The organism is Psychrobacillus soli, from assembly GCF_006861775.1.
Lineage (GTDB): Bacteria > Bacillota > Bacilli > Bacillales_A > Planococcaceae > Psychrobacillus > Psychrobacillus soli.
In genome coordinates this window covers 1-11,589 of the sequence record NZ_VDGG01000079.1, presented here as the reverse complement: position 1 = coordinate 11,589, position 11,589 = coordinate 1, and the positions used below count along the sequence as shown (strand labels likewise).

Below are 11,589 nucleotides of genomic sequence, written 5' to 3'. Positions count from 1 at the left end.
TATTTATAGGAATAATATGTCTTAAAGCTAGAGGAACTCGCCAGTCTAGTATTTGTTAGACCGGTTTGTCGCGTTCAAAAGGGAATAGTATCTCGTTCAACCATTTATTTTTAATGTTAGATTCTGATGAGTTAGTCTTTACCATAGATTTTCGCTGCAGGCGTCGACTCCTACCGGATAAGTGAGCATAATGAGACTTCTCAGGCGTCCGCCTAAGCGGCGGTGAAGGCTCATCGCTTACCCGGTGGAAAGCTTCCGACTGCAGCGAAAATCACAGCTGTCACCTGATAAAGCTTTTTACGTCGCAGTATCCCTATATTGCGTTTAATAAAAAAGTGACATCATGGAATAGGTTGTACACACAATATTATTTCCACGAACATAAAAAGCCGCCCATTATGGACGGCTTTTTATGTTCTCTTATTACGCTTCTACAGTTTGTGTTGTTAGTGGAGCATCGTACACTTCTTTGTCTAATTCTCCAGTAATTTTCGCTGTTGCGACACCTGCTGTCATCGATCCACTTACGTTTACAGCTGTACGCCCCATGTCGATTAATGGTTCTACAGAAACTAGTAAACCAGCTAATGCAACTGGTAGATTTAAAGCTGAAAGTACGAGAATCGCAGCAAATGTTGCTCCGCCACCAACTCCCGCTACACCAAATGAACTAATTGCCACAACTGCTACAACTGTTAAGATGAACATTGGGTCAAGTGGATTAATCCCTTGAGACGGTGCAATCATAAATGCTAACATCGCCGGGTACACTCCTGCACATCCATTTTGACCAATCGATAGACCAAATGAACCTGAGAAGTTAGCGATTCCTTCTGATACACCTAGTTTCGATGTTTGCGTATTAATATTAATCGGTAGTGTACCTGCACTTGAACGAGACGTGAAAGCAAATATTAATGGCTCTGAAGCCTTTTTCAAATAGGTGATTGGATTTAACCCAGATAAAGAAATAATGATTAAATGCATCGCAAACACGACTGCCAACGCTACATAAGAAGCTACAACGAACTTCCCTAAGTTAAATATCGCTCCAAAATCAGATGTGGCTACTGTTCTAGCCATAATCGCTAAAATACCATAAGGCGTTAAACGTAATACAATTTTCACTACACTCATGACAAGTGCATACACTGCATCAATACCTTTTTTAATAATTGTTGCATTATCCTTGTCTCTACGCGAAACGCCTAAATAAGCAAATCCTAAAAATGCTGCAAAAATAACAACAGCTATTGTAGAAGTTGAACGTGCTCCTGTGAAATCTAAAAATGGATTTGCAGGAAGTAAATCTAATATTTGTTGAGGAAGTGCTTTGTCTGCGACTTCTGCAGAACGCCCTTCGTAATATTCAGCACGCGCTGATTCAGCATCTCCTTGTACAATCTGATCCGCATTTAAATCGAAAATTGCTGCTGAACCGATACCTACAACCGCTGCAACTGCTGTCGTTCCAATTAAGAAACTTAAAATAATCGCAGCCATTTTCCCGAAGTTTTTACCAATTGTAATTTTCGTAAATGCTCCTAAAATGGAGATGAATACTAATGGCATTACAATCATTTGAAGAAGCTTCACATAACCGGACCCAATTAAGTTATACCATTGTACAGATTCGGCTAATACTTCTGAAGTTGCTCCGTAAATTAAGTTTAGTGCTAACCCTAATGCTATCCCAAGCCCTAGTGCTGTAAAAACTCTCTTTGAAAAAGAAACATGTTTCTTTTGCAATATGATTAAAATCCCAACGAATACCAATAAGGCTACTATATTGAGAATAATAAATAATAAATCCATTTAAATGCCTCCCTTTTAACTCTAAACATATAATAATTCTTTTAATCCTATTGGTCAAGTAGGTTTTGGTCGATTTTTGCTTTTCTTCTTTCTTTTCTTTAAATCAGCTATACTGAAGATAAGACTTCACCAAACGTTGTAGGAGGTGTAATTATGGCAGCAAGTTTATATACGCTAGTGGTTTCAGGCATTCTGATTTTAAATATATTTCTTGCCATCGCATTAATTTTTTTGGAACGGCGAGACGCTTCATCTACATGGGCTTGGATTATGATTCTTTTCTTCATTCCTATATTAGGATTCGGCATTTATTTATTATTTGGTAGAAAATTACGTAGAAAGCATTTGTTTCGTTGGGAAGGAAAAAATAAAATTGGAATTGATAAATTGATCGAATTTCAAATGGAGGCAATTGAAGATGATTCGTTTGATTTTCGCTTAGACGATGCAAGTCACTACAAAGAACTCATAATAATGCATTTACACAATAACCACGCAGTTTTAACGCAAGACAACGATGTGGAGATCTTTACAGATGGCCGCAAAAAATTCGATGCCCTCTTGCATGATATAGAAAATGCAAAAGATCATATTCATATTCAATATTATATTTTTCGTTTAGACAACCTTGGGCAGCAAATTTACAATGTGCTTTTAGCAAAAGCTAAACAAGGAGTGAAAGTACGAATATTATATGACGATACAGGTTCCCGCTCATTAAGAAAGCGACATTTTAAAGAATTGATTGCTTTAGGGGGCCGAGTAGAAGCCTTCTTCCCTGCTATTTTGCCTCTTATTAATCCACGGATGAATTACCGTAATCACCGAAAAATTGTCGTGATTGATGGACGCATTGGTTATATTGGTGGTTTTAATGTGGGAGATGAATATTTAGGATTAAACAAAAAGTTTGGATACTGGCGAGATACACATTTACGAATTGAAGGAAGCGCAGTCCATCCCCTCCAAACACGTTTTATTCTCGATTGGAATCAGGCTTCCGCTGAACATGATATTGAATACTCCGATATTTTTTTCCCTGCTATTCCTTTGAAAGGTACCGTCGGTTTACAAATTGTTTCGAGCGGTCCAGACTCTGAATGGGAACAAATTAAAAATGGATACTTAAAGTTGATCATGATGGCCAAAAAGTATATTTATATTCAAACACCATACTTCATCCCAGACGCTAGCTTTATGGATACATTGCGCATTGCCTGTTTATCTGGTATTGATGTACGCATTATGATTCCAAACAAACCAGACCATATTTTTGTTTATTGGGCTACTTACTCTTATGTTGGGGAACTCATAAAAGCCGGGGCAAAAATTTATATTTACGAAAATGGATTTTTGCATACAAAAATGATTGTGATCGACGATGAAGCCTCTACTGTAGGTACCGCTAATATAGATGTTCGTAGCTTCAAATTGAATTTCGAAGTAAATGCCTTTATTTATGATCGGGAAACTTCGCATCAATTAGCGGAGATTTTCGAAGAAGATATGAAAGTATCGACTGAAATGACGTGGGAAATTTACGAAGAAAGAACCAAAATGATTAAATTTAAAGAATCCCTCGCCCGACTATTATCACCAATTTTATAAGAAAGAGGTTTCCAGTAATCGGAAACCTCTTTCTTTTATAAATCGAAATATTCTTCTAAAGTAATTTCTGCTTCATAAATCTTTGGCGCAAGCTCTTTACCGACATATCGGAAATGCCACGGTTCGTACATATATCCTGTATTTTTTTCTTTGCCATTTGGATAGCGCATAATAAAACCGTATTTATGTGCATTGGCAGCCACCCATTTACCAGCTTCTGTTTCCCCGAAGCTCTCTCTAGCAAAATGCTGTTCAAAATGCTGTTCTCCTATATCAAAAGCAAGCCCTGTTTGATGTTCAGAGTATCCAGGACGGGCACTATAACGATCCGCCGCTTCTTGACCATCGTTACTTACATATTTTTCATATAAAGTGGTTTGATAATCAAATGAACGATACGTACTGAATGCAATTAACTCATAACCAGAAAGGGTAGCTTCTGCTGCCATTTCCGTAAATGCTGCTCTTGCTTCCTTGCTTTCACCAGGCGCATAAGTAGATGGCAAAGGATATTTTTTACTTGCAATCAATACCCCCTCCACATAAGTCGGTTCTTCCGGCAATGTTTCGTGACCCTCATAACCTTTCGCTCCTGACAAATCGACTTCTGGTTCTGCTACAGGTGGTGTTTCCACAACCGGTTCTTCCTCTACTGTTTCTTCTACGGGTTTTTCCTCTACAGGAATAGACTCCTCTGCTTTATTAGGAATTCCTAAAGCAGTTAAACTTTCATCTATATCCCAGTCATTCCACCAAATCCATCCGACACTTGCTACTATCAATACTCCTAAAATGGATCCTGAAACAATATAAGGCCATTTTCTTTTTTTCTTCTTTTGTAACAAACTATATCTTGACTTCATATTCTGGTCTTCCTTCTTTCCACTAACGATACTTCTAGTTTACCATTTTTTCATAAATAATTCGCTAGACTATATTCTCAAAATAATAACCCTTATAAAGGATAGTTCGCGCAATGTTTAAAAATAATGCGTCACAGTTATTGGCGTCTCACTCCAAGTAAACTTGTTATTTTAAGAATTGGTTGCTTTCATCGTCATTTTAGTTGCTCTCACACTGATTTGATTGCTTTCCGAGTAGAATTGATTGCCTTCAATGAGCGATCTGTTGCCCTAAGCCATTTTCGTTAATTTTCGCTGTAGGCGGGGATGGCTCATCGCTTCCCCGGCGGAAATCGCAGTGGACACTTCTTACGATACATTTCCCCTACAATGTACGTAAGCCAAAAAATACGTTTACCTTTTTCAGGTAAACGCACTTATTAGAATAAAATTAATGCTAACACAACGAAAAACAGGATAGTAAAGACGATCGCCATAACTCTCATCCACTTCGCCTCACGTGGGAATCCTTTTTCTTTAAAACTTATCGCACGGTAGCCATTACTCAATGCAAAAATAGCCGTCATAAATAGAACCGCCATGTTTAAATTACCTTGAACAATAAACACTAATGCGGTAATTGCTGCTGCCACAATCAAAACGGTAAAAATCCATTTTTCTTTCATTACCTACACCTCACAAGAAAAAACGAAGCTAGAAAAGCTTCGTTTTTTGGTTATACTGATTCTTCTGCTTTCTCTGGATGATTCGAGTAGAATTTTCTCCCTAAGTATGTTTGGAATATTAATAATAATCCACCAACTGTCCAGTAAAGTGGCAATGCTGCCATTGAACTAAACGAGATGAACATAATCATAATAGGAGAAATATAAATCATCATTTTCATTTGTTGCTTTTGTTGCTCAGGAACTGTCCACAGCGATACTTTCGCTTGAATGAAATACACAGCCCCAGCTATAAGCGTCATCGCAATGTCAGGTGAACCTAAGTTAAACCATAAAAATGGATGTGCCTTGATCTCATCCGAATACAAGATAGCGAAGTATAATCCCATGACAATAGGCATTTGAATAACCATTGGTAAACACCCCATATTTAGAGGATTTACGCCATGTTTACGATAAAGACCCATCATTTCTTGCTGTAAAGCCATTTGTTCTTCTTTAGATTTTGTTTCTTTTAATTTCTTTTGGATCTCGTCCATTTCTGGTTTCAATTTATCCATTTTTACTTTCATGCCTTGTTGGTGCTTATAGTTTCTAAGCATTAGCGGCATAAGCGCAAAACGTATAATAACTGTGATTGCAATAATCGCCAGCCCATAGCTACCATTGAACATTTCGCCAAAGAAGTGTATTAAGAATTCAAAAGGTCGAACAAATATATTGTAAAAAGTACCCTCTTTGTTTTCTACTCCTGAACATCCGCTTAGTACAATGACTGCGAATAGAAGAATAGAAAGTAAACTAATTTTCTTTTTCAATTCATTCACCTACAATTATCAAACTATACAGAGTATACATCACTATGAAGCTATTTATCAAATCTAAAGCGATTTAGGCTCATTAGGGAAAATATATTTGAAATTCGGATGTTCCAGATGATTTCTAAATTGTTTTGGTGTTACACCCGTATATTTTTTAAATATACGCGTGAAATAACTTTGGTTACAAAAATGATATGTATCTGAAATATCTAAAATAGCTTTATTCGTATGTCGTAAAAAAAACTGGCATTCTTCGACTTTACGTATATTTAAGTACTCTACTAGAGTTACTCCAGTATGTTCTCTAAAAATACGCGACAAATGGCTTGTACTAATATTGAAATGGTTTGCAATATCCTCCACTGTTAAATTTGTCTCGATCCCATCATTTATAAATAAAATTACTTTATTAACGGTTTGATGACCAAAAGAAGGTTTTTTCCTTTCCGTAATTACCAAAACAAAAAACTCTACTAGCTCATCTGCACATTGAAGAAATTGCGCATCATTCATTTGTGTTTCAATAATATCAACACTTGCAATATTAAATGCCATTACTTTATCTGTAGGTACTTGGTTTTCGTATAGTTTTCTCGCCATAATGGCAGCTAGTTGTATGTAGTAGTTTTTTACATTTAAAATCATTTGTTTTCCAGTTCTAGCGATGATTAAATCGATCATTTTTCTTAATACTGCTTTTGCTTCTTCAATTTCATATGAAAACATATTTAAAAATAGTTTTTTCTCTAATTCGAAAAACTGTTCTAAGCCTTCGACTCTATTTGTAACACCCATTTCTTTGTTATAAGCTTTGGAGAAATACTCCAAAAATATTTTATCTTTGTTATACATATAATCCTCAGCTTTCTTTTTTCTAGTACTTTTGGAACTTCAACTTTAGGAACACAGAATCATTTTATATCACTATACTGGAAATTAAAACTAATATCTCTTAAATAAAGTGAAGTTTTTCACACAGCGTTTTCCAGTTATTATATCAAAAATTTTCAAGTTAATTTCAAAGCCTATTGTTTTTCTATAATATATTTCGACATTTACCACTGTTTTTCAAATATCTTACATGAATTTTTTGGTATTATCCATATAATCATTTTCCTATTGCCTCACATTTCTAGTGGGAAACTGCTCTAAATGCTAAACTAAAGAATAGTTCAATATAGAAATGAGGAACTAAATTGCGTTTATTTGTTTATATCATTATCTTTTTTTCTTTTTTTGATTTATTTGCACAGTTGCCTATTATGAGTCCTTTTGCCATATCTCTTGGGGCAACTCCCTTTATAACCGGTTTAGTTGTAGGTATGTATTCATTTTCTAATACAATTGGAAATGTCATTTCTGGTTTCTTGACCGATAAAAAAGGACCTTTTTATATTTTACTATTCGGTTTGTTTGCAACGAGTGGGGCATTGTTTTTGTATCAGTTCGTAACAGAGCCAATCGGTCTATTATTCATACGTTTTATCCACGGTTTGGTTGCAGGATTAATCGTGCCTGCTGCTTTTACTTTTTCTGCTAACCATACTGCCAATGAGAAGCGTGGAAAAGGCGTGGCATTGTCTGGTGCATTTGTTGGATTAGCTGCAATTGTAGGTCCAGCTATGAGTGGGATTATTGCAAGTAAAAAAAGTGAAGTGTTTGTACTTAGTATTACAGGATCCATTATGCTTTTGTTAAGTGTTTTGTCGGTTATTTTTTTACGATCTGTAGTAATTCATAATAAACCAATGATTCAACAATCGACTCACTCTGTCACAATCGGAGACTTTTTTCGGGAGACTGGACTAGTGAAAGCTTTTGCGGGAGCATTTTTCTTAATGTTTTCTCAAGGCGTATTAGCCTATATGCTACCTTTAAAAATCATACATCTTGGGTTTGATTCGAAAACGAGCGGATTGCTACTTAGTACTTTTGGATTTATCGCAATTCTAGTTTTTATCATGCCAACTAATCGTATTTTCGATCGGGTAAAACCTGTAAAAACATTGGCTTTTGGAATGGCTCTTATGGGATTATGTATGTTGCTTTTAGGACAAACAGAGACACTGTCGTTTATGTATATTTGGATGGGGTTTTATGGAGTTGGGTTCGCTTTTTTATTCCCTTCCATCAACTCATTACTAATCGATTCTACCGATTCTTCTTATCGTGGTAAAGCGTATGGCTATTTCTATGCTTTTTTCTCCATTGGGGTCGTCGCCGGTTCTAGTGTCACTGGTTATTTAGAGTTAACTGCAAATAGCGGCTTTTATCTAACAGGAATTATTTTACTCATCACTTCTGGGTTTTCTATTTTGGTAAAAACAAAGTAAAAAGGGTGCCATAATAGGCCCCTTTTTTACTTGGTTTCCTCTGTGGATTTTTTTGTTTTTTCTTGTACTTCTTCGTTATAGTACTGGACGCTTGTCAACGCCCCTTCCGATACCATTTTGTTATCTGGGATATCTTGAGGATCCGGGTTACCAGTTGCTGTTAAATCCGAATTATTATGCTTTTGAGCTTCCATATAGGAATTTACTTTTGCTTTTGTATTGTTAAAAGCTACAATCGCTTTATCTCTATTTTCTTTTTTTCTAAAATAAGCATATGCCCCCGCTGCAAGACCTGCTAACAATAACGGTTTATTTTTTGCCATTTATATTACCTCCGACTTTTCTAATTATATTACCTGATAGTATACATACCCTTATTTGCACCATCTAAACGTACATTTTTTCCGCTAGCGAATATTGCTTGTATTTTTATTGTACTTATTGGTAGAAGATTGTTCGTATTTTTGATATGATAACAAAAAGAATTTAGAGGTGAGTTCAAATGATTAGGGCGACGACGTTAGAAGATATTTCAACTGTACAACAAATCGCAAAGATCAGTTGGAACGAAACATATAAAGATATTATTCCTGATAATATACAAGCGCTTTTTTTAGAAAAGGCTTATTCGAATACGATGCTTGCAAAACGAATGGAAAAAACAATTTTTTTAATCGCCGAATATAAAGAGCAACCAGTTGGATTTGCTAGTTTTACATATGTAGATGAAGATGGTGATGCAGAACTTACTGCCATTTACATATTGCCGGAGTATCAACAACTTGGGTTTGGTAAAAAGCTACTTCAAGCAGGACTAGAAGAAATGCATACCGGTCACCAATTATTCGTTTATGTAGAAAGCGAGAATAAAAAAGCTCGCACGTTTTATGAATACTTTGGGTTTGAGTGCCTAGAAGAATTTGACGAATATTTTGAGGGACATCCTTTATCCACATCAAAATATATGTATCTATTGAAAACACCAGCTTTTTAAGCTAGTGTTTTTTTAGTTATATTGTTTTGTAGTATTCATCTTGATCAACAGATTGTACTGGTGACTTACGAACAAAGCACATAATTGCAGCGATATACAATAAAATCGAAGTTAAAGAAATAATTCCAGCAAATAGCCCAGCCAATATGAACATAACACCTGCAAGCTTCGGTTTTTTGTTTTTAGTAACAGCAACAATTCCAATGATATTCAATACAAGGCTAATTACAAAGACAATAATAATTCCCCATCCAAAAGCACTGAACATACCTGGTAACGCATCTATAAACATTTCTGCATCCTGTCCTGATAAAGCTGGATCAGTCAATAGTCCTTGTTGTATTTCAGCGTTGAACGACTCATCTTGAAATGCAGCACTTCCACTAATTACAAGAAAAGTTAATGCTATAATTGAGATAACTGTAAATAGTGCACTTATAACTCCTAAAACTAGTTCTCCTGTACGTGACATGTATAATCCCTCCATTAATAAATTTAACTATATGTATTTTACGAATAACTTTTATAAAAGTTCCGTCTTTTTTAATCTTCCCTCCATCTTTTGGGTTAAACCTGTTTATAAATTTTAAAATTTGGGTATTTATATACTAACACTTATTCTAGAAAGGGTGATTAGATGGAGAAAAAATTAATTTTTAACCAGGCTGATTTCTTTTACACATTGGCAGGTGCTTCTGTATTAACAGGTATTTTAGTATTATTTACACTGATTTAATGCACAAACGATAAAAAGGCAAACCACTTATTTAAAAGCGGATTGCCTTTTTATTTTACTCAAGCTTTTACATCATTATACTCATCTGATTTATTGAAAACTGCTACAACATAGGAGCATACAGCTTCCATTTTCAAATTGTTTTCGCGAGCATAGGAAGCGGCAGTATCGAGCAATTTTTTTGCTACACCTTGGCCTCTTAACTTATCAGAAACGTAAGTGTGATCCATTACCATAATGTCTCCAAGTAATGTCCACGTTATTTCACCAAGTTTTTCTCCTTCTTGTACATACTCGTATGCAAAAACATCATTACCTAATTCTTTGTATTGAAAATCCATTGTCTTCCACTCCTTTTCTGAATTTTAACACATCTATTTGTTAATTGACAACGGACGCAACTTGGCTTCAATTTGTGCTCTTTGTGGCTCTAAAAAAGGTGGCAGTGCAAGATTTTCTCCAAGTGATTCCATCGGCTCGTCGGAATCAAAACCTGGTTCATCAGTTGCTAATTCATATAAAATTCCGTTCGGCTCTCTAAAGTAAATCGATTTAAAATAATAACGATCGACTAAACCAGAAGTAGTAAACCCATGAGAGCGCAATAATTCTTCCCATTTCGGGTAATCTTCCATTGTCGGTACACGGAATGCCACATGATGCACGCTTCCTCGTCCTGGTCTTTCCATTGGTAAGTCTGTACGGGTTTCTATATGCACTTCTCCAGCTGGTCCACCTTTTCCTGTTGTATAAACAAGAATATCAGGCATATTTTCTATTTTGGATGGATACGACCCTGCTAATGTAAATCCAAGTATATCTTGAAGTACTTTTTCTGTTGATGCCGATTTTCTTACTGTTAAAGTAACAGGACCTAAACCAACGATAGCATTTTCAGCAGAGATTCCGTCTTTTACCCAAGCTTCTCCATAAGGAATCCCTTTTCCATCATCCACAACGAGCATCAACCTTGAGCCTTCAAAATCTTCAAAGTAAAGCGTGTTTCTACCATATCTTTCAGTTATTTGATCGTGCGGTACTTCATATTGCTCGAATCTAGTTTTCCAAAATTGTAATGCTTCATCGCTTTTAACACGAAAACCACTGTTACTAATACTTGATACTCCAGGATATGTTCTACCTGCCATAGGAATGTCAAAGTATGTCATATCCGTTCCAGGAGTTCCAACGGCGTCTGCGTAAAACAAATGATATGAAGAGGTACTATCCTGATTAACGCTTTTTTTCACTAAGCGCATTCCTAATATTCTTGTAAAGAAATCATGATTTTTATCTACATCACCAGTAATTGCTGAAACATGGTGTATACCTGCTAATTTCATTTTTATTTCCTCCCGCTCTTTATATCTTGAATTCGAGATATTTTAATTATATATTAGCAAATATATATTTAGTGTGCAAATAATAAAGCGTAAGGCTTTAAGTGTTTCCTGGCTTCCACGAAGATAATATGTGCAATATAGGGATACTGCGCGGTAGTGCGTCAACTAGTTACCGCTGGGATTTTCGCTGCAGTCGAACGCTTTCCGCCGGGTGAGCGATGAGCCATCCCCGCCGCTTAGGCGTCGTAGGGATGTCTCATTTGCTCACTCATCCGGCAGGAGTCGTCGACTACAGCGAAAATCAACGAAAATTGCTTACTTATCAGCTTCGGCTCGTAAAAAAACGAAATTTTTTACAGTTTTTTCGAATGTTTAAATCCAGTAAATGGTTTAGAGCAACTAATTGGTCAT

At 35.9% G+C, this 11,589-nt stretch carries 12 protein-coding genes; 3 read left to right on the top strand and 9 right to left on the bottom strand.

Features of this window, described 5'->3' with window-relative positions:
- Positions 1-423: 423 nt before the first annotated feature.
- Positions 424-1,815, bottom strand: coding sequence for an L-cystine transporter (locus FG383_RS20220; protein WP_142609445.1), 1,392 nt, complete (start codon positions 1,813-1,815; stop codon positions 424-426).
- Between the two features lie 153 nt (positions 1,816-1,968).
- Between FG383_RS20220 and cls the strand changes: the two genes are divergently transcribed.
- Complete coding sequence (gene cls / locus FG383_RS20215) at positions 1,969-3,423, top strand: cardiolipin synthase (protein WP_142609443.1); 1,455 nt, start codon at positions 1,969-1,971, stop codon at positions 3,421-3,423.
- A gap of 35 nt (positions 3,424-3,458) precedes the next feature.
- Here cls and FG383_RS20210 read toward each other — a convergent pair whose 3' ends face one another.
- The 4 genes from FG383_RS20210 to FG383_RS20195 all read right to left on the bottom strand — a co-directional run bounded on the left by FG383_RS20210 (position 3,459) and on the right by FG383_RS20195 (position 6,624).
- A complete protein-coding gene (locus FG383_RS20210; RefSeq protein WP_142609441.1) occupies positions 3,459-4,286 on the bottom strand; it encodes a M15 family metallopeptidase in 828 nt (275 codons plus the stop codon).
- Positions 4,287-4,705: 419 nt separating this feature from the next.
- The gene (locus tag FG383_RS20205) at positions 4,706-4,951 is read right to left on the bottom strand and encodes a hypothetical protein (protein ID WP_142609439.1); all 246 of its coding nucleotides are present in this window, start codon (positions 4,949-4,951) and stop codon (positions 4,706-4,708) included.
- A gap of 50 nt (positions 4,952-5,001) precedes the next feature.
- Complete coding sequence (gene yidC / locus FG383_RS20200) at positions 5,002-5,769, bottom strand: membrane protein insertase YidC (protein ID WP_142609438.1); 768 nt, start codon at positions 5,767-5,769, stop codon at positions 5,002-5,004.
- 63 nt (positions 5,770-5,832) lie between these two features.
- Positions 5,833-6,624, bottom strand: a complete 792-nt coding sequence (locus tag FG383_RS20195; RefSeq protein ID WP_142609436.1) for a helix-turn-helix transcriptional regulator — start codon at positions 6,622-6,624, stop codon at positions 5,833-5,835.
- Between the two features lie 344 nt (positions 6,625-6,968).
- On the opposite strand from FG383_RS20195, the gene FG383_RS20190 reads away from it, so the two are divergent.
- A complete protein-coding gene (locus FG383_RS20190; protein ID WP_142609434.1) occupies positions 6,969-8,105 on the top strand; it encodes an MFS transporter in 1,137 nt (378 codons plus the stop codon).
- A gap of 26 nt (positions 8,106-8,131) precedes the next feature.
- Here FG383_RS20190 and FG383_RS20185 read toward each other — a convergent pair whose 3' ends face one another.
- Positions 8,132-8,428, bottom strand: a complete 297-nt coding sequence (locus FG383_RS20185; RefSeq protein WP_142609432.1) for a hypothetical protein — start codon at positions 8,426-8,428, stop codon at positions 8,132-8,134.
- Positions 8,429-8,607: 179 nt separating this feature from the next.
- Here FG383_RS20185 and FG383_RS20180 point away from each other — a divergent pair, with 179 nt between their 5' ends.
- A complete protein-coding gene (locus FG383_RS20180) occupies positions 8,608-9,099 on the top strand; it encodes a GNAT family N-acetyltransferase (protein ID WP_142609431.1) in 492 nt (163 codons plus the stop codon).
- A 16-nt stretch (positions 9,100-9,115) separates the two neighbouring features.
- Here the strand turns inward: FG383_RS20180 and FG383_RS20175 are convergent, their stop codons facing one another.
- The 3 genes from FG383_RS20175 to FG383_RS20165 form a co-directional block, all read right to left on the bottom strand.
- Positions 9,116-9,571, bottom strand: coding sequence for a DUF4064 domain-containing protein (locus FG383_RS20175; RefSeq protein WP_185908026.1), 456 nt, complete (start codon positions 9,569-9,571; stop codon positions 9,116-9,118).
- Between the two features lie 323 nt (positions 9,572-9,894).
- Positions 9,895-10,176 (bottom strand): GNAT family N-acetyltransferase, encoded by a 282-nt coding sequence (locus FG383_RS20170; RefSeq protein WP_142609427.1) that lies wholly within the window; start codon positions 10,174-10,176, stop codon positions 9,895-9,897.
- Positions 10,177-10,209: 33 nt separating this feature from the next.
- Positions 10,210-11,178 (bottom strand): ring-cleaving dioxygenase, encoded by a 969-nt coding sequence (locus tag FG383_RS20165; RefSeq protein WP_142609426.1) that lies wholly within the window; start codon positions 11,176-11,178, stop codon positions 10,210-10,212.
- Positions 11,179-11,589 lie beyond the last annotated feature (411 nt).

Bases quoted from the DNA above. Each gene is read 5' to 3' on its own strand.
- FG383_RS20170 (WP_142609427.1), bottom strand. From the start codon at position 10,176: ATGGATTTTCAATACAAAGAATTAGGTAATGATGTTTTTGCATACGAG.
- FG383_RS20205 (WP_142609439.1), bottom strand. From the start codon at position 4,951: ATGAAAGAAAAATGGATTTTTACCGTTTTGATTGTGGCAGCAGCAATT.
- cls (WP_142609443.1), top strand. From the start codon at position 1,969: ATGGCAGCAAGTTTATATACGCTAGTGGTTTCAGGCATTCTGATTTTA.
- FG383_RS20220 (WP_142609445.1), bottom strand. From the start codon at position 1,815: ATGGATTTATTATTTATTATTCTCAATATAGTAGCCTTATTGGTATTC.
- FG383_RS20210 (WP_142609441.1), bottom strand. From the start codon at position 4,286: ATGAAGTCAAGATATAGTTTGTTACAAAAGAAGAAAAAAAGAAAATGG.
- FG383_RS20175 (WP_185908026.1), bottom strand. From the start codon at position 9,571: ATGTCACGTACAGGAGAACTAGTTTTAGGAGTTATAAGTGCACTATTT.
- FG383_RS20180 (WP_142609431.1), top strand. From the start codon at position 8,608: ATGATTAGGGCGACGACGTTAGAAGATATTTCAACTGTACAACAAATC.
- FG383_RS20165 (WP_142609426.1), bottom strand. From the start codon at position 11,178: ATGAAATTAGCAGGTATACACCATGTTTCAGCAATTACTGGTGATGTA.
- FG383_RS20195 (WP_142609436.1), bottom strand. From the start codon at position 6,624: ATGTATAACAAAGATAAAATATTTTTGGAGTATTTCTCCAAAGCTTAT.
- FG383_RS20185 (WP_142609432.1), bottom strand. From the start codon at position 8,428: ATGGCAAAAAATAAACCGTTATTGTTAGCAGGTCTTGCAGCGGGGGCA.